Annotated in this window: 25 protein-coding genes; 10 read left to right on the top strand and 15 right to left on the bottom strand. The window is 41.8% G+C overall.

Going from position 1 to position 26,783, the window contains the following annotated elements:
• Nucleotides 1-12 precede the first annotated feature (12 nt).
• The 4 genes from ACEN82_RS23125 to ACEN82_RS23110 all read right to left on the bottom strand — a co-directional run bounded on the left by ACEN82_RS23125 (nucleotide 13) and on the right by ACEN82_RS23110 (nucleotide 7,392).
• A complete protein-coding gene (locus ACEN82_RS23125; RefSeq protein WP_413321154.1) occupies nucleotides 13-1,182 on the bottom strand; it encodes a PepSY-associated TM helix domain-containing protein in 1,170 nt (389 codons plus the stop codon).
• A 3-nt stretch (nucleotides 1,183-1,185) separates the two neighbouring features.
• Nucleotides 1,186-3,600 carry a TonB-dependent siderophore receptor gene (locus ACEN82_RS23120; RefSeq protein ID WP_413321155.1) on the bottom strand — a complete coding sequence of 805 codons (2,415 nt, stop codon included), beginning with the start codon at nucleotides 3,598-3,600 and terminating at the stop codon, nucleotides 1,186-1,188.
• Nucleotides 3,601-3,686: 86 nt separating this feature from the next.
• A complete protein-coding gene (locus tag ACEN82_RS23115; RefSeq protein ID WP_413321156.1) occupies nucleotides 3,687-6,101 on the bottom strand; it encodes a TonB-dependent siderophore receptor in 2,415 nt (804 codons plus the stop codon).
• Between the two features lie 355 nt (nucleotides 6,102-6,456).
• Nucleotides 6,457-7,392, bottom strand: coding sequence for a hydrogen peroxide-inducible genes activator (locus tag ACEN82_RS23110; RefSeq protein WP_091172769.1), 936 nt, complete (start codon nucleotides 7,390-7,392; stop codon nucleotides 6,457-6,459).
• 311 nt (nucleotides 7,393-7,703) lie between these two features.
• Between ACEN82_RS23110 and ACEN82_RS23105 the strand changes: the two genes are divergently transcribed.
• Entirely contained in the window at nucleotides 7,704-9,209 is a 1,506-nt protein-coding gene (locus ACEN82_RS23105) for an NAD(P)H-hydrate dehydratase (protein ID WP_413321157.1), read from the top strand.
• Between the two features lie 345 nt (nucleotides 9,210-9,554).
• On the opposite strand, the gene ACEN82_RS23100 is transcribed toward ACEN82_RS23105, so the two are convergent.
• From ACEN82_RS23100 to ACEN82_RS23075, 6 genes are all read right to left on the bottom strand, one after another.
• Nucleotides 9,555-10,385 (bottom strand): anti-sigma factor, encoded by an 831-nt coding sequence (locus tag ACEN82_RS23100; protein WP_413321158.1) that lies wholly within the window; start codon nucleotides 10,383-10,385, stop codon nucleotides 9,555-9,557.
• A 1-nt stretch (nucleotide 10,386) separates the two neighbouring features.
• Nucleotides 10,387-10,914 (bottom strand): RNA polymerase sigma factor, encoded by a 528-nt coding sequence (locus ACEN82_RS23095; RefSeq protein WP_413321159.1) that lies wholly within the window; start codon nucleotides 10,912-10,914, stop codon nucleotides 10,387-10,389.
• Between the two features lie 48 nt (nucleotides 10,915-10,962).
• Nucleotides 10,963-11,844 (bottom strand): lipoyl synthase, encoded by an 882-nt coding sequence (lipA, locus tag ACEN82_RS23090; protein WP_090530990.1) that lies wholly within the window; start codon nucleotides 11,842-11,844, stop codon nucleotides 10,963-10,965.
• Between the two features lie 160 nt (nucleotides 11,845-12,004).
• Nucleotides 12,005-12,334: a bacillithiol system redox-active protein YtxJ gene (gene ytxJ / locus ACEN82_RS23085; protein ID WP_090530987.1), complete on the bottom strand. Its 330-nt coding sequence runs from the start codon at nucleotides 12,332-12,334 to the stop codon at nucleotides 12,005-12,007.
• 229 nt (nucleotides 12,335-12,563) lie between these two features.
• A complete protein-coding gene (ribH, locus tag ACEN82_RS23080) occupies nucleotides 12,564-13,058 on the bottom strand; it encodes a 6,7-dimethyl-8-ribityllumazine synthase (RefSeq protein WP_413321160.1) in 495 nt (164 codons plus the stop codon).
• 179 nt (nucleotides 13,059-13,237) lie between these two features.
• Complete coding sequence (locus ACEN82_RS23075; RefSeq protein ID WP_090530982.1) at nucleotides 13,238-13,915, bottom strand: tetratricopeptide repeat protein; 678 nt, start codon at nucleotides 13,913-13,915, stop codon at nucleotides 13,238-13,240.
• Between the two features lie 230 nt (nucleotides 13,916-14,145).
• Between ACEN82_RS23075 and recF the strand changes: the two genes are divergently transcribed.
• Nucleotides 14,146-15,246, top strand: a complete 1,101-nt coding sequence (gene recF / locus ACEN82_RS23070) for a DNA replication/repair protein RecF (protein WP_413321161.1) — start codon at nucleotides 14,146-14,148, stop codon at nucleotides 15,244-15,246.
• Nucleotides 15,239-15,529, top strand: coding sequence for a DciA family protein (locus tag ACEN82_RS23065; protein WP_090530976.1), 291 nt, complete (start codon nucleotides 15,239-15,241; stop codon nucleotides 15,527-15,529). The genes recF and ACEN82_RS23065 overlap by 8 nt, the downstream gene beginning before the upstream one ends.
• Here the strand turns inward: ACEN82_RS23065 and ACEN82_RS23060 are convergent.
• Together ACEN82_RS23060 and ACEN82_RS23055 are read right to left on the bottom strand one after the other, a co-directional pair.
• Complete coding sequence (locus ACEN82_RS23060; RefSeq protein ID WP_413321162.1) at nucleotides 15,516-15,713, bottom strand: hypothetical protein; 198 nt, start codon at nucleotides 15,711-15,713, stop codon at nucleotides 15,516-15,518. The two genes, ACEN82_RS23065 and ACEN82_RS23060, sit on opposite strands and share 14 nt — an antisense overlap.
• A 149-nt stretch (nucleotides 15,714-15,862) precedes the next feature.
• Nucleotides 15,863-16,282, bottom strand: a complete 420-nt coding sequence (locus ACEN82_RS23055; protein ID WP_188834249.1) for a nucleoside-diphosphate kinase — start codon at nucleotides 16,280-16,282, stop codon at nucleotides 15,863-15,865.
• A gap of 210 nt (nucleotides 16,283-16,492) precedes the next feature.
• On the opposite strand from ACEN82_RS23055, the gene ACEN82_RS23050 reads away from it, so the two are divergent.
• From ACEN82_RS23050 to ACEN82_RS23025, 6 genes are all read left to right on the top strand, one after another.
• Nucleotides 16,493-17,503 (top strand): DHH family phosphoesterase, encoded by a 1,011-nt coding sequence (locus ACEN82_RS23050; protein ID WP_413321185.1) that lies wholly within the window; start codon nucleotides 16,493-16,495, stop codon nucleotides 17,501-17,503.
• Between the two features lie 7 nt (nucleotides 17,504-17,510).
• Nucleotides 17,511-18,488, top strand: a complete 978-nt coding sequence (locus ACEN82_RS23045; RefSeq protein ID WP_090530965.1) for an FKBP-type peptidyl-prolyl cis-trans isomerase — start codon at nucleotides 17,511-17,513, stop codon at nucleotides 18,486-18,488.
• 61 nt (nucleotides 18,489-18,549) lie between these two features.
• The gene (locus ACEN82_RS23040; RefSeq protein ID WP_413321163.1) at nucleotides 18,550-19,542 is read left to right on the top strand and encodes an FKBP-type peptidyl-prolyl cis-trans isomerase; all 993 of its coding nucleotides are present in this window, start codon (nucleotides 18,550-18,552) and stop codon (nucleotides 19,540-19,542) included.
• 123 nt (nucleotides 19,543-19,665) lie between these two features.
• Nucleotides 19,666-20,433 carry a TatD family hydrolase gene (locus ACEN82_RS23035; RefSeq protein ID WP_413321164.1) on the top strand — a complete coding sequence of 256 codons (768 nt, stop codon included), beginning with the start codon at nucleotides 19,666-19,668 and terminating at the stop codon, nucleotides 20,431-20,433.
• A 37-nt stretch (nucleotides 20,434-20,470) separates the two neighbouring features.
• Nucleotides 20,471-21,493 (top strand): asparaginase, encoded by a 1,023-nt coding sequence (locus ACEN82_RS23030; protein ID WP_090530955.1) that lies wholly within the window; start codon nucleotides 20,471-20,473, stop codon nucleotides 21,491-21,493.
• Nucleotides 21,494-21,591: 98 nt separating this feature from the next.
• Nucleotides 21,592-21,951, top strand: a complete 360-nt coding sequence (locus ACEN82_RS23025) for a helix-turn-helix domain-containing protein (protein ID WP_413321165.1) — start codon at nucleotides 21,592-21,594, stop codon at nucleotides 21,949-21,951.
• Between the two features lie 204 nt (nucleotides 21,952-22,155).
• Here ACEN82_RS23025 and ACEN82_RS23020 read toward each other — a convergent pair whose 3' ends face one another.
• Nucleotides 22,156-22,866, bottom strand: a complete 711-nt coding sequence (locus ACEN82_RS23020) for a LytR/AlgR family response regulator transcription factor (protein ID WP_413321166.1) — start codon at nucleotides 22,864-22,866, stop codon at nucleotides 22,156-22,158.
• On the bottom strand, nucleotides 22,863-23,882 hold the full coding sequence (locus ACEN82_RS23015) for a sensor histidine kinase (RefSeq protein ID WP_413321167.1): 1,020 nt from the start codon (nucleotides 23,880-23,882) through the stop codon (nucleotides 22,863-22,865). Before ACEN82_RS23015 ends, ACEN82_RS23020 begins: the two co-directional genes overlap by 4 nt.
• A 236-nt stretch (nucleotides 23,883-24,118) precedes the next feature.
• On the opposite strand from ACEN82_RS23015, the gene ACEN82_RS23010 reads away from it, so the two are divergent.
• The gene (locus ACEN82_RS23010; RefSeq protein ID WP_413321168.1) at nucleotides 24,119-24,931 is read left to right on the top strand and encodes a DUF3108 domain-containing protein; all 813 of its coding nucleotides are present in this window, start codon (nucleotides 24,119-24,121) and stop codon (nucleotides 24,929-24,931) included.
• A 94-nt stretch (nucleotides 24,932-25,025) separates the two neighbouring features.
• Here the strand turns inward: ACEN82_RS23010 and ACEN82_RS23005 are convergent, their stop codons facing one another.
• Entirely contained in the window at nucleotides 25,026-26,438 is a 1,413-nt protein-coding gene (locus ACEN82_RS23005; RefSeq protein WP_413321169.1) for a glycosyl hydrolase family 18 protein, read from the bottom strand.
• Nucleotides 26,439-26,783 lie beyond the last annotated feature (345 nt).

Below are 26,783 nucleotides of genomic sequence, written 5' to 3'. Positions count from 1 at the left end.
GTGTATCAAAAATCAACGGTCGGTTAGCAAATGCTGCCTTACCGTCCTTCTATGCACCACCGTTTTTACCTTTTTTGATTTGGATTTTTTGCGTTTGCCGAGCCAGATGATAAAGCCGGTGATTGGCAAGCTTGCACAAATCAAACTGGCCAAAAAAGCGATGATCTTACCGGGAAGGCCTAATATTTGGCCTACGTGAACATCATAATTCATATTATTCATTTTCATGCCGGCACTTTTTTGCTCATGCGCGGTGCGGTTCAATAATTTGCCGGTGTATTTATCGAAGGAATAGCTATCACTTTTATAGTAGTGTAACGCTTGCGCATATGCGGTTACGCCTATGGCACCCGCTTTAGCAGCATCGTCATAAATCAAAAACATTTCGGCATTTGGCGAGGCGGCTTTGGCTGATAAATATGCTTTGTTGATAACCTGGGTAGTATCCATCTTGCCGTTCAACAACGAATCGGACTTGAAAACTACCTTTTCTTCGGGATGCGCTTTGCCCAAATTAGCGGCTGTGTAAATAGCTTCACGCATCCAGTCAAATGATATTGACAGACCTGTTATAGCCAATATGATGGCCACGCTGGTGGCATAAAAGCCCAAAACATTATGTAAGTCGTAATTAACACGGCGCCAGCGGCCCCCCCACTTAATAGTGAAGCTGCGTTTACGGTCGCTTTTACGTTTGGGCCACCAGAGTATTATGCCGGTGATCATCAGCACCACAAAAATTATAACCGATATGCCTACTACCAGGGTGCCGATATTAGCCGGGAGCAACAGGTACAGGTGAATGTATTCAACAATAATAAAAAAGTTTGAAGCGGGGCTTTCGGTATGGGTGATCTTACCTGTATAAGGATTCAGATATACAAAAAGGAGGCCCTCTTTCTTGTCCGTTACCAACACCCCCGCAGGACGACCGGTACCGTAATAGTAAACATAACTGGCCGTAGCGCCTTTACGGCCTTTCAGTGCTTCGGACTTAAGTATTGATGGTGCTATGTAGGGTTTATCTTGTACCTCAACCTTACGGTAACTGTGTATCGCATCCTGGATCTCGTCCTGAAAGCAAAAGATACAACCGGTTATACTCACTATAAATACTACCAGCCCGGATATAAATCCGAGCCAGCGATGTATAAACAACAGTGTTTTTTTAAAAGGTGTCATTCATTAAAATTTGTAACCGATACTTAAACGTACGTTTGTTGGTGCTTCTGCCTGCCAGCTATAAACAGTTTTGCCGTCGGTGCTCAACCCCTCATGACCACCTGAATAAAGGTATTTGTTAAGCACGTTATTTACATTTAACGCAAAACTCATCTTCTTGATCTGGTAGGATGCGCCTGCATCTAAACGGAAGTAGTTTGGCAGATCAGAAGTACCTGTGCCGAGACTCCATGGCAGGCGGTCAAGCTGCCACTGATAGCCGGTTGAAAAGCCCAAACCTTTTAAGCTGCCGTGCTGTAAACGGTATGTTAACCAGGCATTGGTAACATGTTTTGCAAAGCCGGGAACAGGATTGCCAACATTTGCAGGGTCGGTGTCTTTAGAAATCTTCGAATCGGTATAAGCATAGTTAACCATCAGGCTGAGGCCGGTTATGATTTCGCCGCGGGCATCAAATTCGACCCCTTTGGTTTTAGTTTGACCTAATTGCAAAACGTAATTTGCTGCAGATTCACCATGTTTATCGGGGTCGGTTACCAACTGGTTGTTTTTAAGGATCTGGTAAGCAGATAAGGTAGTATTCCACTTTCCATCAAACCAGTCGCGTTTTAAACCAAGCTCCATGTTGTTGCCTGTAATAGGCTTAACTTTTTGACCGCTGTATATTTTACCTGTTTGCGGCACAAATGATTGATCATATACCGCATAAGCAGTTGTAGCAGGATCAATGTTAACACTTAACCCAAAGCGGGGCGTAAATTTATGCCCTTTGGTATCGCCTGCGTAAGGATCGGTGGTAGTGGCATGGGTGTAACGACCGGCTACAGTTAAACGCAATTTCTGATCAAAAAAGCCCAACTCATCCTGTACATAAAATGATTGATATTTTTCGGTATTTACAGCGTTTTTACCACGTTCGCTAAGTGGCACCGATCTATCAAACACAGGTAAAGTAACAGGGCCATTATTTGGATTGTGGATATTGAAAGGGTTTGCGGGATCAGGATCAAGCGAGCCTGATTGAAAATAATCCGGAATGTAGTACTTGTCGCCAATATCAAGGCCGCTTAACAGGCGGTGAACAACTTTGCCTGTATTAAATTCGCCGTTTAAAAAAGCCTGGGCAAATTTGTTTTTGTTAACGGCATCCCATAAACCAAGGTTACGGTCAACATCGCCGTTGCTGTTGATGCTGTTTATCCAATAGCTATATGCCGTTTGCTTATAATAAAAATAAGCACCCTGCGCGGTAACTTTCCACTTGCTGTTAAAGGTATGCTCATAAGTTAAAAACGCACTTTGGTCCCGGATGCCCGATGATGGTGAATTTGAAGGCGCGTTAGTAAAGTTGCGCGGCAGTGTTGCATAGCCCTCAGTGGAGAACAGGTACGCGGTACCAAAGGCATTCATGCGCTGGTACTGGTAGGTATACTCGGCAGTGAGGGTGTTTTTGCTGTCGAATTTGTAGCGTAATACGGGAGCGATAGCCGTACGGTTGGTAAAATCATACGGGCGCCATGATTTTGAAAGCTGGCCCATCAGGTTGAGGCGGTATTGCAGTTTACCGTTTTTAGTAAGGACGCCGTCAAAATCGGCAGTGGCACGGTAGCTGTTAAAACTGCCTGCAGTAAAGCTGAATGCCTGGCTGGTAGTGCCGGTAGGCTTTTTGGTAACTACGTTATAAAAACCCGAGGGGTTGCCGTTAGCCAGCATGAATGCAGCAGGGCCTTTTACAAATTCAATCCTGTCAACAAATGACATATCCTCGGTTAGCGGGCCCCAGGTAGCTTCGATGTTCATACCGTTGCGGAAAGGTGCAAGCCTGTCGCCACGGGCATTTACACGGGCATAATTGCCCCAATGCTCCTGCATGGTTAAGCCGCTCACATTGCGCGATACGCCTTCGAGCATGTTAAAGATCTGCTGGTCCTTAATCTGGTCGGAAGATACCACCTGGATGTTTTGTGCCACTTCAAGTAAAGGCTCGTTTAACCTCAGGCTGGGTGAGGGTGCTTCGATCTTATATTTTTGTTTCCTGCCCGAAATTAAGACCTCACCAATCTGGTTTGCGTTTTCGCGCAGCATAAAGTTTACGGTAACGCGTTGTCCATCGGCCAGTTCAACTGCTTTTTCTTCAGGAGCCAGGCCCACAAACGTTACTTTGATGGTGTAGCTGCCCGGTTTTACCTTGTTAAAGGTAAACCTTCCGCTTTCGCTGGTAACCGTGCCGGCAGATATCCCATTACCGTTAAGGCTTACGGTTACACCGGGAACGATTTGGCCATCGGCAGTCGTGATTGTGCCGGTTATGGTGCCGGGTTTTACCTCGGCCAGCGCGGGTTTTATATTGAAGAGCAGCAAAACTGCCCATAATAAAAGAGGAGGAAGCTTACAGAAAGAGCGTATGGATTTGGACATTTTATTCAGGATTAACAGGAATGACAGGGTTATTAACTTAAAGCAGGAAGAGCTAATACACTCCTGCTTTTTATTTAATGGCTGTTTTAAAATTTATAGGTTGCGCTTAATGCAAAACTCCTTAGTTTTTGAGGGTTAATGGTGGTGTAACCTATCCAGTATTTTTCATTGGTGAGGTTGTCAAGCTTAGCACCAAACCGGTATTTATTAGTATCATAAAATGCTGATGCTCCTAATACGGTGTAAGCCGGTAGGGTAAATACCCCAATGGTCCGGCTGTTTACGATCTTATTATCGCTGGCATAGTTGCCGCCGAAACCCAGACCAAAACCTTTCACTGCACCTTGATGAAACTTGTAGCTTACCCAAAAATTTGCCAGATATGGCGATGAGGCGGTTGCGGGCCGAAGACCTTCAACGCCGCCATCGGCGCTTTTGGTAAGCTTTGAATCATTATATGAAAAACCTGCTACGATGTTAAGGCCGATTATTGGGTTGGCTATTATTTCGGCTTCAAAACCTTTGCTGTATTGGGTTCCGTCCTGTACCGAAAGAATGGGATTTATGGTGGAAGGGCGCACGATATCTTTCACTTTGATATCATAGTAACTTACCGTACCGCTCAATTTACCATCGAAGAGATCAAGTTTTACGCCACCTTCGATTTGATTGGCTTGCTCAGGCTTAAGCGGTTGGTTGTTTTCGGTAGTACCGGTTTTGTTGTTAAAGCTGTTTTGATAATTGGCAAACAGCGATATGTGGTCTTTAACGGGTTGGTAAACCAAACCAAATTTTGGCGAAAAGGCGGTTTGCTTATATGCCCCGGATGTGGTTTGAGTTGTTGGGTCATAGTTGCCTTTGTTGTCAAACCTGTCTACGCGTAAACCCGCCGATGCTATCAGTTGATCCGTAATATTAAACACATCAGAGATATAAGCGCTGTAGGTATTCCGTTTAAACATGGAAGGGTAGGTAAAACCATAAATGCCGGTAGCATAAAGGGCGTCCATCGCCGCTTTGTTGAAATTGCTATAGTTTTGATTGCCGGTTACAGATACAGTATCGAGCGTACTGCCAAAAAAATATTGTTGCGAGTTTTCCCTGAAAAAATCCAGGCCGCCTACAAATCGGTTACGGAATTTACCTATTTTGAAGTCGCCGTTAAAGTTTTGCTGGATCTCGATCATGTCATCTTTACTTTTGCGGGTTGACTGATCGTTACGGGAAATAGAATCGCCTGGCAACAGGTAGTAGTAAGGGCCAAAGCCGTTCGAATAGCTATGGGTTAGGCTCAGGTTGGTACGTGTTGTCCAGGCGTTGGAGATCTTGTATTTTACTTCGCCATAAAAATTCCTGTTTTGTGACGTTTGAGCCAGGTCATTTCCATGATAGCTTTGTTTGTAGTCGAGCTTGAGCTGATCGGCACGACTGTAGCCCAGGGCATCGATTGTTTGTCCGTAAGGGAAAAAGAAAATGGATTTTCCGATATTGGTGCCATATGACAATTCAGCATCGGCGCTAATGGTTAACCTGTCGGTAGGCTTATAAACAATGCTTGGGTCAATAACCAAATTCCGTGAAAAGCCGTTGTTCTGGAAACTGCCGTCATGATTAAAAGCGGTGTTTAAACGGAAGAGTACCTTTTTATCTTTATCGAGCGGGGTGTTAATATCGGCGCTGCCCCGGTAAAAACCAAAATTGCCGCCAGATAAGCTTACTTCTCCACCAAATGTATCATAAGGTTTCTTTGTAACACGGTTGATCAGGCCGCCATATGAGGTTAAAGAACTTCCGAATAAAGTGGCAGAGGGGCCTTTAATAATTTCAATCCTGTCGATGTTAGCCGCGTCAATGCCATTAGTTATAATGCCTGCAATGCCGTTACGCATGGTACTTTGTACAATAAAGCCCCTGCTGTTATAATAAGCGCCGCCATCGCCGCCACGTCCGGTAGCTTCCCACATTTTTTGGATCCCAGGGGCATTTTTAATTGCGTCATCAACAGAAAATATCAATTGTTCCTGCATCAGCTGGCTGCTTATGGTATTATAAACCTGTGGGTTTTCGAGGTTGCTTAAAGGCATTTTGGCAACATCCTCGCTTCGTGAGCGTTTAAATTTATTGGTTTTATTAGCATTTATATTTACTTCCTGCAAACCATGAATAGTATGATCAACAGTAATAACAGGCAGTACAGTTGTTTGCCCGGCTGTTACCGTTACTGATTTTTCCTGTCCTTTTGAACCAACTTCGGATACTACAAGTGTATAATTTCCTTGCGGGGCTTTAATTTCAAATAAGCCGTTTTCATCGGTTATGGTACCATACCTGGTGCCTTTAAGTACTGCTGAAACGTTTTCCGCGGGGCCATTTTTTATGGTGACAATTTTACCTTTAAGGATGCCCCTGGCTTGCTGGGCAAGGGCCGGAATGGTGCCGATTAGTAGTACTATAAATGAAAGTGAAAAGATTTTTGAGAAAGATGGTTTGGGATAATTCATTTTATTTAGACTAAATATAAATAACTGCGCAAAAGTAGTCAGGCAAGTGTTACGATGCAAATTATTTATAATAAATCTAAATAGCGTGATAGTTGTTTCTGATATTCAGGGATTTAAAGTTATATGATTGTTTTAGCAAGTATCTGAGAAATATTTTTGAGAGCGCTGAACTTGACGAAACTTCAGTTGTTTCCAATTTGGAAATAACTGCCAATGATGGTGAGAATTGAGTAACTGCATTTTAGACTTTAGATGCTATTATCGCTGTCGGTTAACGCGTTAATAGTTTCCAGGCCACTCAATTTGAAAGCGACTTTGATAAAGAAATGAAAAGAGTAAAAGGTATAAAAAAGGACTAAATATCCATCACTTCCTTTTTCTTTTTGCTTTTCATCCGCTTTGGCACAAATTCCAGGATTTCAGCTTTCAGTGCTTCAATCATGCGGCGTTTTAAAAAGTTACGCTGTATCACAATGCTTACCTCACGGGCGGGTTCGGGCGATTTAAAATACCGCACCTTATCCAGTTGTTTCTCGCTAAGCTCAGACAGGGCCAACTCGGGGAGGATGGTTGCCCCGTTATTTTGATCGACCATGCGTTTTAGGGTTTCAACACTGCCGGTATTGTATTCAAAATGCTGAAAGCCACGGGTTGATTTCCGTCGCTGGCAAATATTCAAAACCTGCTCGCGCATACAATGGCCTTCGTTCAGGATCCAGATCTCCTCCATATCTATATCATCCGGCACAATATTTTTCTTTTTAGAAAGTTTGCTGTTTTTGGATACATAGGCTACAAAATTTTCATAAAATACAGGGATTTCGGTAAGGTTGTTTTCGTGAAGCGGGGTAGAAAGGATGCCGCAGTCAAGCATACCAAGTTTTAGCTGTTGAATGATCTCTTCGGTAGTTTGTTCCCATACAATCAGTTTTACCTGCGGATATTTTTCAATAAAGCCATGGATGATTTTGGGTAATATATAGGGCGAAACAGTAGGAATAATGCCCACCCGTAATTCTCCCGAAAGTTCCTTTTGCCTGTCGGATATAATTTCTTTGATCTTTTCGCTCTCAGACAGCATTACACGTGCCTGCGTAATTATTTCAATTCCTATTTCGGTAGGTACAACGGGTTGTTTGCTTCGGTCAAAGATCTTAACACCAAGAGTATCCTCCAGTTTTTGTACCTGCATACTTAATGTTGGTTGGGTAACAAAACATTTTTCGGCTGCCAAAACAAAGCTGCGATAGGTATCAACAGCTACAATATACTCTAGTTGTGTGATAGTCATGTAATATAGATAAATGCTATGTAAAGGTAATAAATATTGATTTTATCTATTCAAATATTTCGCAAGGTCTGAAGAATTATAAAAGCAATTAATATGAAAACAAACCAAAAAGAGATGTTAAATACCCGCATTTCTGATAAACTAAATTCTCGTGAAACGGCCACTTTATTATTGTAAAACAGCTTGCCAGTCCGTCTGTTAAAATAAATTTTGCTGCCGGATTTTTGGATATTATTATTTGTTGTGCAGTTCGGTTGATCTGCCAATAATTTCTCTTAAAACAAAACCACTAAATCCTTACTTTAGGATATATGCTTCCTTTATTAATTGCCGAACAAATTCGCGAGGGCGATGCTTATACTATCGCTAATGAACCTGTTGCTTCTATTGATTTGATGGAACGCGCCTCAAAAGCGTTTGTGGGTTGGTTCGTTAACCGTTTCCCCGATAAAAACGAGCCGATAACTTTTTACTGTGGTACAGGGAATAACGGCGGCGACGGGCTTGCCATTGCGCGTATTTTATGTGATCATCATTATAATAAGCTCAACGTTGTAATAGCCCGGTTTTCTGATAAGGCATCGGAGGATTTTAACATCAATTTTGAAAGACTAAAACAAACTTGCGTATCTATAAAAGAACTTGCCAAAGATGAAGCGATCCCGGCGGATAGCAGCTCGGTAATTATTGACGCCCTGCTTGGCAGCGGCTTGAACAAACCGCTCACCGGCAATTATGAACGGCTGGTTAAGTTCATTAATGATTTGGGCCGAATAGTTGTTGCTGTTGATGTACCCACAGGTTTTTTTTCGGAAGGGGAGGTAGCCAGGGATACCATTGCAATAAAAGCCGACCTTGTAATTACTTTTCAGCAGCCTAAAATCAATTTCCTGTTACCAGAATCGGCACCTTATATCAATTGCTGGGAGGCCGTGAATATTGGCATTAATGAAAAATTTATCCAGTCGTTAAATTCACCGTATCAGCTTGTTGAAGAAAAGGATGTGAGACAAATACTAAAACCACGTCATCGTTTCAGCAATAAAGGCACATTTGGTCATGTGCTGATTATTGCAGGGCAGGCAAAAACCATGGGAGCAGCGCTATTAAGCTCATCAGCTGCAGCACACGCAGGGGCCGGCCTGACAACCGCCTGCATCCCCGAAAGTGGTTTAACCGCGCTAAACAGTTATCAGCCCGAGATTATGGCCATAGTCAGGAACGGTGATAAACTGCCTGATATTGATTGGAACAAATTTAGTTCGATAGCTGTGGGACCTGGTTTAGGCAAAGACGCTGAGGCTTTAACATTATTAAAAGCAATCATCGAAAACTATAAACAACCGTTGGTTATTGATGCCGACGCATTGAACCTGATTGCTGAAAATAAGACATTATTAACCCAGCTACCCGCGGGAAGCATCTTAACCCCGCACATGAAAGAGTTTGACAGGCTTTTTGGCGAACATACCAACTGGTGGCAGCGGCTGCAAACCGCTATAAAAAAGGCAACGGAGTTAAACTTGTGTGTCCTGCTGAAAAATGATTATACCATCGTCGCTACACCCAATGGCAAAGCTTATTTTAACTCGTCAGGAAATGCTGCTATGGCAAGCGGAGGTATGGGCGATGTACTTACCGGCGTAATAGCTGCGTTGCTTGGGCAAAAGTATCCGCCGGATCAGGCTTGCATCATTGGTGCCTACATTCACGGTAAGGCCGGCGATGAACTCGCATTGCCAAACCGGATGCATGTTGTTTTACCCGGTAAGCTCATTGCGCAATTGCCTGTTACTATGGCAAAGTTAAGGGCATAAAAAAACGGCTGCAAGTATCATACAGCCGTTTTAATTAACTATTAACTGATCTTATAAAGAACTAAATACTCAAATCCGGGGAGTTAGGTTTACCAGGTTCACTGTTTCTCGTTATGTCCTAACTAATCATAAGACGTTTGCACGTTCCTATTAGTTACAAAAAAACTAATAATTGGTTTTGGTTTTCGTTAAAAAAATGTTAAATTATTAAACCAGTGTAGTTTAGGTTTACACAAAATACAAGTAATTAACGTATAAAAATCGAAAAGCTTACATTTTTTGGGAATAAATCCGAAAAAATGTAAGCTTTTAATCATTATTGAGCCCTGGGAGGCCTTTTTCGCTTTAAAATTTGCCCATTACCACCATTTGTGATAGTGTTGGACCTGGACTACCACCTCTTGGCTCAAGCGTTACCGCGAAGGCATCGGCCGAGGCTATGGCTTTCATATTTTTGAATCCGCTTGAATCTGCCGTGGCGTCAAATACACCCAGATCAACAGGTTTACCGCCCACCAGTGCCCAAAGCTGGTATTGATGAGCCTGGTCATTTGCAGGCAATTTAAGGCCTTCCATGTCAATCACCACTTTTTGTTTGGATGGGCTAAAGGCTACGGTCATCACCGACTCAGGCGATTTTTTAGTTCCTTTCAGGCGGATCAATTTATATGAGGTATCTCTTAAAAGGTTCAGCTCGTTGTCCTTTGCGCTAACGGTAGTGCTAAAATGCTGGTTTTGCAACTGCATGGCATTTAGGCGGGTATTGGTATCATTAAGGCGGTTGTAAAGATTATACAAAGCCACCGCGCTTGCTAACAATAAAACAAGGCATGCGGCAAATGCATATTTATAAAAATTAATTTCTTTTTGTTTGTCGGGTAGCCGTGTAACCACAACATTTTCCCGTTCTGAATGGGTTTGTGTAGGAAAGTCATTATCGTCGCCAAAATTAGTAAGTAAGCTTCCTAATACACGGCTGCGTAAATGTTCAGATGGTTCAATCGCGTTTTCTCCGGCATACAGTTCCATTGAGCGTTCAATTTCGTTAAGCTCAGCCCTAATACCGGGATGCTTTGAAGCCAGTTCTTCAACCTGTAGCTTTTCGGCAGGGGTAACATCCCCCAATACGTAAAGCTCCAGTATCCCTGTTTCAATATATGCTTTTAAATCTTCCACTTCAATTAAATTGTTTTCTGAGTTCCTGGATACCCATTCTTAACCGGGTTTTAACGGTGCCCAACGGAATGCCCAATTCTTCGGCAGCTTCCACATGGGTATAGCCTTTAAAATAAACCAGCTCAATGATCAGTTTTTGCTCGGGTTTTAGTGTTTGCACTAAATTTTTAACCCCCATTAACTCAGGTTTGTAAACCGTGTTTCTTTGCTCGTCAATGAAAGTTACGTTATTTTCAATGTCCTGGTTTTTATTCTGATTCTTAAAATCTTTCGATCTGGTCTTATCTATTGCAAGGTTGCGCGCGATATTAACCATCCAGGTAAATAAACGGCCTTTTTCAGTACTGTAGCTTGAAAAGGAATGCCAGATTTTTACAAAAGTTTCCTGTAAAACATCTTCGGCTATAGTGGTGTCATTTATAATGCGTGATATTACCCCGAATAAGGAGGCCGAATACATATCATATAAAGCTTCGACGGCAATTTTTTCCCGGTGCCGCAATGATAACACCAGTTCTTCTTCCGACATCGATATTTTTCGTTTCTTACTCAACCCGATGAAGATATAAAGGAATTATCACATTTCAAACAAGTGTTTTTCTGCATGGTAAGATGAGCGTACCAGCGGCCCGCTTTCAACATACCTAAACCCTTTTTGAAGGCCAAATTCCTTATAACGTGCAAACTGATCGGGATGGATCCAGTCAATCACCGGATGATGGTTACGTGTAGGCTGTAAATACTGCCCCAGCGTAAGTATATGAACACCTGCAGCCAGCAAATCATCCATTGCTTCTAAAACATCCTCCTCGGTTTCGCCCAATCCAAGCATGATGCCCGATTTTGTACGCAAACCCGCTTCCGAAATATGTTTCAGGGCTTCAAGACTGCGGTCATATTTTGCCTGGATCCGCACCTCTTTGGTAAGGCGCCTTACAGTTTCCAGGTTGTGTGATACAACTTCGGGCCTGGTTTCCAAAACGCGGGCAAGGTTATCCCAATTGCCTTTAAAATCGGGCAGCAGGGTTTCTAAAGTAGTATCGGGGCTTTCACGGCGAATGGCATTGATGGTTTCGGCCCAGATAATGGAACCGCCGTCTTTCAAATCATCACGATCGACGGACGTAATAACGCAATGTTTTACCTGCATTAGTTTTACAGAAGTTGCTACGCGGTTTGGCTCATCAACATCAACAGCTAAAGGCCTGCCGGTTGCAACTGCACAAAACGAACACGAACGGGTGCAAATATTACCAAGGATCATGAAAGTGGCCGTGCCGGCACCCCAGCACTCGCCCATATTAGGGCAGTTACCGCTTTCGCATATGGTATGCAGTTTATGAGTATCAACAAGGCTGCGTACGTGAGCATATTCTTTTCCTGTAGGAAGCTTAACCCTAAGCCAATCAGGCTTACGTACAGGCTGGCTAACAGCAGGAACTACCGGCAATTCAATCATGGTACAAATGTAGTTAAATATTTAGTTGATGGGGAATGGTTCATAGTTCATAGTAGCAGCAAATGACTGCAAAATGGTCATCAGCATTTGCAGCAACGTAATTAATACTAAAAATACTTTATGAACCCATGAACCATGAACTATGATCCATGAACAAAATCTAAATCAGCACCTCTAAAGTTTCATCAACGGAGATGCCGCTGTGAGACTGGTCAAGAATGCATTCGCCATTTTTAATGAGTAACAGTTGGGGCGATTCGTGGTGTACCTGGAACAATTGTGCTACCTGGTTTGACAGGTCGCGATATTTGATCAGGTCTAAAAAGTAAAGGGGCATATTTTCGGGAAGATTATCCCAGTCAAGCTCAAAACGCCTTTTGGCCATCATGCTGATGGAGCAGCGCGTGCTATGTTTAAATATAAGGCTATAGCCTTCTTGTTGTTTGATCGCCATTAGCTGATCGGCCGTCTCCAACGAAATCCAGTTCATATTATTAATAGTTAAAATGCTATAACGTAATTATAACACAAAAACTGTGTAGTGTGTTTAAACAGGTTTAAAAATGACAATTAACTGTTAACGGCCTGTTTTAGGATATGAACCATAAGCCGGGCATAATTTATTTGAGCAGGATGATGCTGTTGCAACTGCCGCGGCTATAAGCGCTATGTAAACTAATTTTTTCATGTTGAGCTAAAATTAATTGCTTTAACGGGTTTTAACTGTTTAATGTTTCAGCAAGAGCTGCCATTTTAATGGCCGTGATGGCCGCTTCGTCGCCTTTATTACCATGTTTGCCGCCGGCCCTGTCAATGGCCTGTTGCTGATTATCAGTAGTTAAAACACCAAATATAACAGGTTTTGAGTATTTTATGGCAACATTACTTACTCCGTTTGCTACCGCGTTGCAAATAAAATCAAAATGCCTTGTTTCGCCCTGTATTACACATCCCAGGCAAATTACGGCATCAAGGTTGCCCTTTTTTAATAACAGCTCTGCTCCCGATGTAAGCTCAAAGCTGCCTGGTACCTGGTATGAAAAAATGTTTTCGGCCAGTGCGCCATTGCTTATCAGGCTTTGGTATGCACCCTGGTAAAGTGCATTAGTAATTTCGGCATTCCATTCGGCCACAACTATGCCAAAACGGTACGGTGCTGCAGATGGTATTTCGGTATTTGAAAAGTCGGAAAGGTTTTTAAGATGGGTAGCCATTTGATTTCGGATTTGGGAATTTCGATTTCGGATATTTTTTATTTCGAAGGTTCGATTTCGGATTTGTTAAGCCTTGTGATCGACGATCAAAATCTGCTTAAAAAAAAATCGATTCCGAATTTAAAGGTATTTAAAACCTGATAAATCCGAAATCGAAATTCTCAAATCCGATATTAAAATTATTGTTTTGCTTCGGCGCGGGCTATATACTCGTCGATATTTTGAGCCTCAGCGCTTTCAGGATATTCGGTTTTTATTCTTTTATAAGCTTCAGCAGCTTCTTTATTATTTTTTTGAGCCTCATAAGTTAAACCTAACTTCTTAAGGTAAAGCGGCGATAAAAATTTATTCTTTGCTTTATCAGCAGCTTTGCTGAAATAAGTTTCTGCTTTTTCGTAATCTTTTAGTTCAACATAAGCGTCGCCTGTGCTGCCAAAAGCTTCGGCTGCTACCATGTTATCGTCGCCGCGGTAGTTGGTAAGGTTGTCAATAGCCTTGCGGTAATCGCCTTTATTTAAATAAGCTGTACCTAAGTAAAAATAAGCAAGGTTAGCAGCTTTGGTATTGCTGTAATCGCTGATGATCTTTTCAAAACCAGGGAAGCCGGCATCGCCTTTAATGGCTTTGTCCCAGTTTTTTTGCTGCCAAAAATCCTGCGCTTTGTACATTTGGTTAGCGGCAGTAACTTCACGTGGACCTAAGTATAATTTAATGTAAATGAAATAAATAGCAATAAGGGCAATAATAGCCCCTACAATAAATAGTAAGCTTTTCTGGTTCTCGCGTACAAATTTGCCACTCTGACCAAAATTGTTTTCTGGTGCTGCAATTTTGGTGTTCGCCTGGGTTTTTGACATTGTTGTTCTAAAATTAAGTTTGCAAAAATACGGTTTTCAAATTTACTGGCAATACCTTTTGTATTAAATCTTTAAAGAGAGTGGTTCATGGTTAATAGTTCATGGTTCATAGCCGCTGGTAGCTTCTTTACACGTTAAAAAGGATGTTAATGCTTAATAGATTTAAAGATTACTATGAACTATTAACCATGAACCATGAACAACTCAAAAAAACGTAACTTTGCCATCCCATGCACCTGCAACAGCTGTCAGTTATTAACTTTAAAAATTACGATGAGGCCGAACTTGTTTTCAGCGAGGGGGTTAACGCTTTTACAGGTAATAATGGCGCCGGCAAAACCAATTTGCTTGATGCTATTCATTACCTGTCTTTATGCAAAAGCTATTTTAACCCGATAGACAGCCAGCAGATTAAGCAGGGTGCCGATTTTTTTATCATCACCGGCATCTTTAATAAAAATAACCAGCCCGACGCTGTTGCCTGTTCTGTAAAGCGTAATCAAAAGAAACAGTTTAAGCGTAATAAAAAAGATTATCAGCGCCTGGCTGATCATATCGGACTGTTACCGCTGGTAATGATATCACCAAACGATACCAGTATCATAACCGAAGGGAGCGAAGAACGCCGCAAGTTTATCGATAATGTGATATCGCAAACAGATAACCATTATTTAGATGAGTTGATCATCTATAATAAAATCCTTACCAACCGTAACGCGCTTTTAAAGCAGGTAGCGGATACAGGGCGATATGATGCCGGCTTGTTTGAAGTGATTGATGAGCAATTGAACGCTTCGGGCAATCGCATTTTTGAAAGGCGCCGGGCCTTTATGGAGGGTTTTGTTACTATATTTAATAAGCATTACAGTTTTTTGAGCGATAATGCCGAGCATGTTGACCTCGTGTATGAATCGCAACTGCTTGCCGGTGATTTAAATAATTTATTAAAAAAGAGTTTTGACCGTGACAGGGCGTTGGAGCGTACCACAGCGGGTATTCACAAAGATGATCTGCAATTCAATATCCATGGTATGGCCATGAAAAAGTTTGGGTCGCAGGGGCAGCAAAAGTCATTTTTAATTGCCCTTAAACTTGCTCAATATACTTTTTTATACCAGCAAAAAGGATTTAAACCCTTGCTTTTGCTTGATGATATTTTTGACAAGCTTGATGACGGCCGGGTTACCAAATTAATGCAAATGGTATCCAACAACGATTTTGGCCAGGTTTTTATAACCGACACCGGGGTTGAGCGGGTTGAAAGCATTTTTAATAAAATAGGGGTACCTGTTAAACTATTTAAAGTAAAGGGAGGAGCGATTGATGCGTAAAACCAACGACAAAACACTTAAGGAAGCTATTGAACAAATGCTTAATGTGTATAAGATTAAGCGGCGTTTTGACGAAACCGGCGTTATTACTGCCTGGCCCGACCTGGTAGGCAAATCAGTAGCCAATCGCACCAAAGAGTTATTTGTGCGCGATAAGAAATTATTCCTGCGGATAGAATCGTCAGTAATAAAAAATGAATTGATGCTGATGCGCAGCCAGATAATTGAAAAGATAAATAACGAAGCTAAAAGTGTGCTTGTTGAGGAAATTATCTTCCTCTAAGCATGCGTAAGCTGTTATGCTTTAATTTGATATCATCCGTAAACTTTGAATAAGCAAGAATGAACAGACCGGGAATGATAAGCGCGAGCTGGGCTTCGGGGTGTGTTCTGTAAAGCATTAGTGATCCAATAACCAACATTACCAATATAAGTACGTAAAATATGTATTTGAATAATGGTTTCATGTTTTGTGATATTATTGGTTGATTAAAATATGTAATATTGTTTAGGTGGATATTGTAAAGTTACAAAAAACGTAACCATAATTACAAAAAAAACGTAAAAATTTCGGGCGTAACTTTTAGTTTACGTAATTACACCCGAAATAAGTTGCTTAAAACCTTTCAAAAGCCGAGAAAAAGAAGCTTCCTTCAATGTCGGCATTCTCGTCAGAGTCTGAGCCATGAACGGCATTTTCACCAATTGATCTTGCATACAGGTTACGGATGGTACCTTCAGCGGCATCGGCCGGGTTAGTGGCCCCGATCAGTTTACGGAATTCGGCAATAGCGTTGTCTTTTTCAAGAATAGCTGCTACAATAGGGCCCGATGACATAAATTCAACCAATCCATTATAAAAAGGACGTTCTTTGTGCACTTCATAAAACTGGCCCGCTTTTTCGGCAGATAATTTAGTGTATTTAAGCGCCACGATTTTAAAGCCGTTTTTGGTTATAATGTCTAAAATAGCACCGATATGCCCGTCTGCAACGGCATCAGGCTTTATCATGGTAAATGTTCTGTTGTTTTTCATTGAAATAATTGTTTCTTTTTTGGGTTATTAATAGATTAAATGCCTTTGTTACGTTAGTTTTAAAATATAAGCTTACTGATGCTTATGATAACATTTAAAATTTGCGGCAAAAATAGGCTTTTGTTACTGTAAGATAAAGCTTTTTGAATTAAATTAGATGGTTTGTATTTCATTTATTTATTTAGCTTTGCAACTCTTTTTTAAGAATTGATGTTAGATTTAGCTTCGCTTACTGACCTTTTAACGAAACCTCAAAAAATAGTGATCACTACCCATCATAAACCTGATGGTGATGCTATGGGGTCGTCATTAGGCTTATATAATTATTTGATACAGCAGGGCCATCATGCCAGGGTTATTGCCCCTACAGATTATCCTGACTTTTTAAGCTGGCTGCCGGGTAACGAGAATGTTATTATTTATACCGAGCACCGCGAAGAAGCTGCCGCCCTGATAGCAGATGCGAAACTTATATTTTGCCTCGACTTTAATGCGCTGAGCCGTATCAATGACATGGGCGAGCTGGTTGGCGAGAGTAATGCCTATAAGATCATGATCGATCATCACCTGGAGCCTGCCGATTTTGACGATTACAGGCACTGGGATATCAATGCCTGTGCTACTGCGCAGTTGGTATATGATTTTATAGTAAACGAGCTTCACCACAAAGAACTTGTAAATAAGGATGTGGCAACCTGCCTTTATACAGGTATTATGACCGATTCGGCTTCATTCAGGCTTCCCAACACTACATCCGGAGTTCACCGCATAGTTGCCGATTTGATAGATGCCGGTGCGGTTAACTGGCGCATTCATGAGCTGGTGTATAATAGCGCATCTGAAAACAGGCTGCGCTTTTTAGGCCATTGCCTGGCTAATTGCCTGGAGGTATTGCCCGAATTTAATACAGCTATAATTGCGGTTAACAAACATGACCTGGAACGTTTTGATGTTGAAACAGGCGACACAGAAGGTGTGGTAAATTATGCATTATCGATGGCAAGCATCCGTTTGGCTGCTTTCATAGTTGAACGAAGCGACAGGGTAAAACTTTCATTACGCTCAAAAGGCGAGTTCCCGGCCAACGAGATTTGCAAAAAATACTTTAATGGCGGCGGTCACCGCAATGCGGCCGGCGGTCATTCTGAGAATAGTCTTGAACAGGTTATACAACAATTTAAACAAATTTTACCAGAATATAAAAAACTATTAATACAGTAAAAAAGTAATGATGAAAAGAAAACTGATGTTTCTGTCACTTGCGGCTATTGGATTTGCAAGTTGCAACGGTGGGTTTAAGCAGGGCGAAGGCGGCTTGCTTTATAATATCCACACCTCAAAAGGCAATCCTAAAGTTAAGGAAGGTGACTTTATGACACTGAACATGATCCTCAAAACCGATAAGGATTCGATTATCAATAACTCTTATGATAACGGACAGCCTATACCAACGCTGATGCCTAAACCTCAAACGAAGGGAGATATTGTTTCTGGCTTAGCATTATTGGGCGAAGGTGATAGCGCCACCTTTAAAATTGCTGCCGATTCGGTATTTAAAGGCGGTCAGCAACGCCCGCCGGGCTTTAAAGGTAAGTACCTGGTTTATACTATTAAAATTGAAAAGGTAGTTGCTAAAGGCGCACTTACCGAGCAAGTTTTCCGCGATCGCGTTACCCAATACATGAAAGGTCAAACCGACGCCCTTAAAGGTAAAGAGCCTGCTAAGATCCAGGGTTACCTGGATGCACATAAAGACCTGAAATTTGTAAAAACTGCATCAGGTTTAAATTATGCAGTTACTACACCAGGCAGTGGTGCTAACGTAGCGGTAGGTGATACAGCAGTAATTAATTATACTTTAAGGCTTGTTACTGGCAAAGTTTTGGAAACAAGTGTTAAAGCGGTAGCTGTAAAAGAAAAGATGCAGATCAACCCGATGAACCCTTATCAGCCAATCCGTATTCCGGTGGGTGAAGGTAAAGTGATCAAAGGCTGGGACGAAGCTTTTCAATTGTTTAATAAAGGGACTAAAGCGATGTTGGTTATTCCATCATCATTAGGTTATGGCGATCAGGGAAGTCAGCAAATGCAGCCTTATACGCCGCTTGTATTTGAAGTTGAGCTGGTAAATATCATCCACCCAAATCCAAATGCACCAAAACCGGTTGCACCGCAAATGCAAATGCCAACCCCGACGACTAAATAGTTATCATGTTTTACAAAGCCTTTCCTGCTTAAAACGGGAAAGGCTTTTTTATTTATAACTTATGAAAAAACATATTTTTTCTTTTTTATTGCCGGCGCTTTCCGCGCTTGCTTTAAATGCAGGTGCGCAAACGGCTGGTTTGCAGAAAACCGCTAAAGGCGCGCTTTACCAGATCTATACTGCTAACCCGGGCAACAAAGCTAAGATCAACGATGTGCTTACTTTTAACTTTATCCAGAAAACCGATAAAGATTCAGTACTGTTCAGTAGTTATAAGGCAGGGCATCCCGTACAAGCCCAGGTGCAGGCCTCGCAAAATATAGGCGATCTGATGGAAATATTCCCGCTGCTTGCAGCAAAAGACAGTGCCCTGGTTAAAATTCCAACCGATTCGGTATTTGTTGGTCATGAAGAAGCCCGTCCGCCATTTTTACCTAAAGGCAGCTTTCTTACTTTTATTTTAAAGATAGAGAAGGTGCAATCGTTAAATGATGCCATTGCCGAAAGGAATGCAGGCCTTGAAAAACTAAAACAAGCTGAAACAGCCGACAGAGAAAGCTATATTACGGCACATGGTCTTAAACCTGTTACTACAGCTTCAGGCTTAAAATACGTGATAACCAGCCCAACAACCAAAAGAAAGCCACTTAACGGCGATACCGTGCTGGTAAATTATACCGGAAAGTTGCTTAACGGTAAACTGTTTGATACCAGCATTGAAGCTAACGCCAAAGCGGCAGGGATACAACAACCAGGCCGCCCATATGAGCCTATAAGCGTTGTTTTGGGCGAGCACAGAGTAATATCAGGTTGGGATGAAGGTTTGCTTTTATTAAATGAAGGTTCAAAAGCAACATTCATCATTCCTTCAAACCTTGCCTATGGCGAACGTCCTTACGGATCGGAAATACCCGGATACAGCACATTGGTATTCGATATCGAACTGGTAAAAGTAAAACCAGGCAAACATGCCGCGGTTACCCCGAAACCGGCTGCTGGTAAAGCTCCACTAAAAAAAGCCGGCACAAAGAAACCGGCCGCTAAAAAGAACTGATAGAAGAAACCTCTCGCCAAAAGCGGGAGGTTTTTTGTTTATAAGGCGTAATTTTTAGTTAAAGTGATTTATACTTTACCGCCATAAATTCGTTATTAAGTATTCAAGGTTTATTTTTGCAGCATGGTTTTAACCGACACGCACACCCATCAATACTACGAAACCATTTCTGAAAAACGCGCGGCGTTAATGCAGCGTTGTATCGATAATAACATTACCCGTTTGTTTTTACCCAATGTTGATGCGGCTTCCGTTCCGTTGGTTTATGGTTTGGCGAACGAGTATCCTCAATATTGCTACCCGATGCTGGGCTTACACCCTTGTGATGTAAAGGAGAATTGGGAAGAAGAACTTTCGGTCATCATGAATGCCCATCAGCAAAACAGGATCTATGCCATAGGTGAGATAGGTATTGACCTTTATTGGGATAAAACGCATTTAAAGGAGCAGGTAGATGCGTTTGTAAAACAGATCAACTGGGCCAAAAGCCTTGATCTGGCCATTGTGATACACTGTCGCGATGCTTTTGATGAGGTGTACGAAGTGCTGAAGGGGGAAGCAGATGAAAAGTTACGAGGTATTTTTCATTGTTTTGGAGGTACTCTTGAACAAGCTCAAAAAATGATCGACCTTAATTTTTACCTGGGCATAGGTGGGGTAGTTACCTACAAAAACTCGGGGCTTGATAAAGTAATACCGGAAATTGACCTTAAACATATCGTTTTAGAAACAGATTCTCCGTACCTTACGCCTGTTCCGTTCAGGGGTAAACCTAACGAAAGCTCGTACCTGGTATATATAGCCCAAAAGGTGGCGGAGCTTCACCAAACAAGCATTGAAAAAGTGGCAGAGGTCACTACCGAAAATTCCAGGCTTGTATTCGGAATATAAAATTGTTTAATATTTATATACAGCATAAACTTAATTAATGAGCCAAATTTTGATCATCTATACCGGAGGGACAATAGGTATGATGAGTGATCCGGTTACAAAGGTACTCAAGCCTATCAACTTTGAGCAAATAATGGATAACGTGCCCGAGCTTGAAAAGCTTAACTGCCGTATCAAAGTACACTCGTTTGATGAGATCATTGATTCATCAAACATGAACCCCGAAATCTGGAGCGAGCTGGCCGGTTTGATCCAGTCAAACTATCATGATAATGATGGTTTCGTGATTTTGCACGGCTCGGATACGATGGCATATACCGCGTCGGCATTAAGTTTTATGTTAGAAAACTTAGGCAAGCCCATTATTTTCACAGGCTCGCAACTGCCGATAAGCGCCATCCGTACTGATGCAAAGGAAAACCTGATGACAGCTATTGAAATAGCTAAAGCTAAAAAGAATGACCGCGCCCGCGTGCCCGAGGTTTGTATCTATTTTGACTATAAACTGTTCCGTGGTAACAGGGCTTTTAAATATAATTCATCAAAGTTTGAGGCTTTCCGCTCGCCAAACTATCCTATATTGGCCGAATCGGGCGTTCATTTACGCTTTAGCGCGAACGATATCAGGCTGCCTGAAGACGAAAGCTCGTTAATTGTACACAATAACCTGGTGAATGATGTGGGCGTATTGAAGTTATACCCGGGCATAAGCCCTAAAGTGGTTGAGAACATTTTAAGCGCCGATGTGCGGGGTATAGTAATGGAAACCTTTGGGGCCGGTAATACCACAACCGACAGTTGGTTTATTGATTTGCTTAAAAACGCTATCGACAGCGGTAAGGTAATCCTTGATATTTCGCAATGTAAGGTAGGTACGGTTGAACTCGGCCGTTACGAAACCAGCAAACACCTCAAAGATATCGGCGTAGCCAACGGCTATGACATGACCTTTGAATCGGCTGTTACCAAAATGATGTACCTGCTGGGCCAAAGCGATGATCCCTTGCAGGTAAAAGAATGGCTGGAAACGGATTTGAGAGGCGAGATTACGGTATCGTAAATTCATCGGTTACTGTTGTACTGAATGAGATATCTTTGAAGACTTACGAAGTTTCAAAAACTTCGTAAGTCTGGATTCTAATGCTAAAACAGTAAGTTATGTTAAAGCCAATTAAAAGCGAAGAGCAGTATGAGGCTGCATTAGCCCATATTTATGAACTGATGCAGCAAGATATTAAGGAAGGTTCGCCTATGTCTGACGAATTGGAGGTAATGAGCATTCTTGTTAAGGAGTATGAACTCGAACATTATCCAATTCCTTCACCCAACCCTATTGATGCTATAAAGTTTCGGCTGGATCAGATGGGTTTATCTGAAAAGGAACTTGGGGAACTATTGGGCTATCGTTCACGTAAATCCGAAATACTATCAGGGAAACGTAAGCTTAGCCTTGCGATGATCCGGAAGTTAAATGAAGTTTTGCATATTCCTGCCAAGGTGCTTATCCAGGCGTATTGATAATTTATTTATCTTTCCGATAAACATCACAAACAAATTTTTTATTCATTGGCCGAGTGCAATGAATCCAGTTGCTTTAACGTTATCGTTAAAATTTCTAAAGCTCTTTTCGCATCCCTTTTTATAAGTTGCTATTGCATCGCGGATATTTTCAAAATCTAAACATTGAGTTTTGGTTAATAAGCGGAGATGTTCATGTAAGATTTAAAATATCCTTCTATTAATAAGCTTCATAAAACCATCTTTAAATTTTTCGCTTACAGGGATGTGTTTATCCGCGATATAAATATGGTTGTCCTGAATTTTTACCAGTTGTTTGGTATTTACAATATAAGAGTTGTGCACCCGCACAAAGGGGGCCGAAAGCTGCTCTTCAATATCCTTGAGCCTGCGGTAAATTAATAACTGTTCCTGACTGGTAACAAGCCGTACGTATTCCTTTTCGCCTTCAAAGTATAAGATCTCGTCCAGTAGGATCCTGCGTAACACCTTGCCCGATTTTATAAAGAAATAGCCCTCATTATTAACCGGGGTTTGTTGCATCACCGGTTCGGACTTGCCAAAATACCCTTCAATTTTTTGCATGGCTGCCAGGAAACGTTTCAGTGTGATTGGTTTCAGCAGGTAATCAATAGTTTGATAGGTATAGCTTTCGGCAGCATATTCTGAATAGGCAGTGGTAAACACAATTTTGGTTTGCGGTGGAAGCAAGCCTGCCAGCTCCATGCCCGTTAATTGCGGCATGTTGATATCCAGGAAAATAAAATCAACCTTATTGGTTTTTAAAAAGGTCAGTGCCTCAAGCGCGTTATAACATTTGGCTTTAAGCTGCCACTGCGTACTTTGCTGCACCAGGATCTCCAGCAGGTTAACCGCGTTAGGTTCGTCATCAATTATGATACAGCTTAAATTCATGCTATCGGGATCTTTAAAAACGCGGCAAAGGTGTTGTTACTTTTATCAATTTTCAGGTCAAAATTTGAACCGTACAGCATGGTTAGCCTTTTGGTTAAGTTGACAATGCCGAAACCGGCAGCGCGTTTGCTTGCTACTTTGGCATGGATAGCATTGTTGGTTTTAAAAAAAAGATAATCACCCTGCTGAACCAAAGATATACCAATAAGGTTTTGTTCGCTCGATTTGTCGATGCCGTGCTTGAAAATATTCTCCACAAAGGTCATGAGCAGCATAGGCGGGATGCGGAGATCTGAATTGAAGTTTTTTTCAAAAAAAACAACCACCTCATGCCTGATCCTGATTTTTTCTAATGCGATGTAGTTTTCAATGAACTGTACTTCGGTTCCGATGGCTACATCATCCTTGGGGCTTTCATCAACAAAATAGCGCATAATGTCCGAAAGCCGCTCAATTAATGCCGCGGTACGGGGGGCCTCACGGTAAGCTTCGTAATAGATGTTGTTAAGTGTATTGAACAAAAAGTGCGGCTGCACCTGTGATTTGAGCAGGTTTAGTTCGGCCTGGCTTTTTTGAATCATAATCTCTTCCGTTTGCTGCTTTAGCTTAAAATAAGCTATTGCTATGCGAAAGATCAGGCTCATAATGAAAATGAGCACTCCGCCCGAAACATAATTAATGATGGCTTTTTGACTGATATGCTCTGGTGTTTTTGCAAAAAAGGTATTATAAATAAGCAGGGTTGAATAACCCCGGAGCACACCCGTTGCCACTAAAAAAATGATGACAAGTAATACATACCAAATATATTTTTCTTTTTGGTAAAATACAGGATACAGGAAGAGGATGTTACCATATATGATAGCTGCGTAGAACGTAGTGTTAACAATGGTATAAACAGCCGATTGGCCTGCTCCATCCATCGGCAGATAAGAAAAAAATAGCAACAGGGACACCGCTAACCATATCAAGAGCTGGAGTTGTGTAATGGAAGGGCGGGTTTTAAATAGTTGCATTTTTAAAATTACTAAGCTTTTTGTTTGTGGATGCCGGTTTTAAATAGTTGCCGGCATTTATTCAATAAATGGCACTAAATGTTCAATAAGTTGGGCTACAGGTATATTATTGAATAAATACAGTAATAGGCTAAAAAGAACGCGGCAATGGTTTAACCGGTTTCATCGGATGGTTGATAAAAGGCAGTTTTGAATTGTTAACAGAAATGTATCCTTATCAAAGCCATCAAATTATCATGAAAACCGAACAATTAGCCGAAAAATTAGTAGCTGTAAGCCTTAGCTTGTTACTGCTGCTATCGCATACGCCTAAAGTATTTGCTCAAACTGATACCATCCGTGTAAAAGACAAACGCCTGCTAACATCGGCGCTTAAACCCGGGTTAAAGCAATACCTTGTGTATTTTCAAAATACAAAGGACAACCGAAGCTTGAAATTTTGGCTTTGGCTGCGCGATATAAACCTCGAAACCCGTAACGGTGAAAAGGTATTTACTATAACCCAGCACTGGTATGGCAGTGATAGCTTATCATATCGTTCCGTCTACTCCATTAACAAGGCGCCTGATTTCGCGCCGATTTATCATTCAGAAACCATCGGCAAAAAAACAAAAGCCTTTAACTGGGCTGCCGATAAAGTGATAAGTGCCGACACCGTTGCCAATAACGAGGCTAAGAATTTTAAGCTTGATTTTCCCTTCGCCAACTTTAATTGGAATTTAGACATTGAAACCTTCGAGATGTTACCGCTTGCCGAAGGCAAAAGTTTTGCGATCCCCTTTTATGAGGCCGGGATCCCTGCACCGCTTTATGTTTTATACAAAATAACCGGCAGCGAGTTAATTACTACATTGGACGGTAACAAAGTTGATTGCTGGAAGCTATATAACGAAAGCGATTACAATGGCCGCCATTTTACCGAAACCTACTGGATCAGTAAAAAGAACCATGAGTTTTTAAAAGAGGAGGATTCTTTTGGAGGGGGGTATCGCTACAAAATAAAAATGATGGGTGCCGCGACTAACCTGCTGCCGAGGTTTGCGAAGTAAAATACATTAAAAGAATATACCAATCCTCTGAAAAACAGCCGGGGCTATGATTTTAGTATCATAGCCCCGGCCTTTGGTATAAGCAGTTAATAGTTTACTGATTCAACCCAAATGCTTCCCAGCCCGATGCGGTAGCCCGGTTACAAGTCATGGCCTGCGTACCGTTTTCGCTGGAAATGAATTTGCCGTTGTTGCCGCGCAGCGTTATTTTTCCGTCGGTGGTAACTATCCAGTCAAATTTTTCCCAGTCGCTTGGCGTGGTGCGGTTACAGGTGATGGCTTGTGTGCCGTTTTCTGACGAAACATATTTACCCATGCTGCGCAGGTAGATTTTGCCGTTGCCTGCGTCAAGAACGGTGAAATGTTCCCAGTCGCCGGCAGTGGTGCGGGTGCAGGTCATAGCCTGCGTGCCGTTTTCGCCGCTTACATATTTGCCGTTAAAGCCTTTAAGCGATATTACAGTGCCTATTGGTGGAGCTGACGGAGGATTGGTCGTTCCGCCGGTAATAATAGTGTTCATGGCCGAAAGCAGGGAGTTGGCACCCGAAGCATCACCGCCCAAATCCCAGATCATCATGCCCCCTGCCTGGTTAAGTGCCAGGGTAGTTTTGCTCTTAATGGTTGGGATACCGTTATAGCCAAAAGTTTGAAAGGTATCCGAGTTAGGGCTACCGCCTATAGCTAAAACATCAACATAGTTCATGGTCGAATAATCGTACCGGTTATCCCTTGCATAAAACGGAACCCCCAGAATAGTTTTGGCTGCAGGCAAACCACGGTTTGCCCAATAGCTTAAACAATCAACAGCCGATTGGTAGGTAGAGTGCTGAAAGTTGTTGTCGTCATAATCCATGATGTTGATCCAATCAAGGATAGAGAACATATTGCTGGTAACGTAAGTAGCCCCAACCGAGATAGAGGCGATGGTACATAACCTGCCGCTGTTATGCATGGCAGTTGATAGTTCCTGCAGTAATAAATAAAAGTTATTGGTTTCGGTACCTGCCGAGGGGAACTCCCAGTCGATATCCACGCCATCAACGTTATACTGGTTACAAAAGTTGACCATATTATTAACAAAAGTGGTACGGTAACCGGCATTGGCTACAATAGGATGGAAGGCATCGCCGCCGCCACCACCGCCTACAGATATCATTACTTTAACATTATGGCTGTGTGCGTTTGATACCAGGCTGGTGAATTTTGAAAGGTTATCGAGCGGGTTCAGCCCTCCGGTATTGTTGGGGGTAAGAAAAGCGTAATTAATATGGGTTAGTTTGCTGTATTGTACCGTATTCACATCGCCCTGCCAGCTGGGCAGGTAACCTATTACTTTAAAGGAGGCGATAGGTACAGCATTGTTAACAGCAACAGGCTTGCTGCTGTTATCGGTGTTTGAATCGCTGCCGGTTTTAAACTGGTTCATGTTATCCTTTTTACAGGAGGATAGCACCGCGAGCGCAGCCAGGACCAGGCCAAGGAGGTAAGAGTTAAGTTTCGATCTCATAAGTTAAATTTGTTAAATGGTTTTAGATGTATTATTTGGTTTATAAATAAGCCGGGCAATAAAACACAAACCTGTTAACCAAATTCATGATACTTATGAATATCATATACTAATACCAGGAAAGGCGCGTTAATAGGTATAATAGATGTTTTTGTATTGGTAAAATTATATAAACATCTTATTATAAATACCTTATAATAACCTCAATACGATTCGATCACAAGCGTAGTAGTGCTTTTGTAGTGTGATGATATACGGAGAAAACTTGCCTTCCCGACAAAAAAATATTTTGATGATACGCTTAACTCACAGTTTATATATTATTATAGACGGGAAAAAGCGTTG

Source organism: Mucilaginibacter sp. Mucisp73 (genome assembly GCF_059491465.1).
This window is presented reverse-complemented; position numbering and strand designations above follow the sequence as displayed.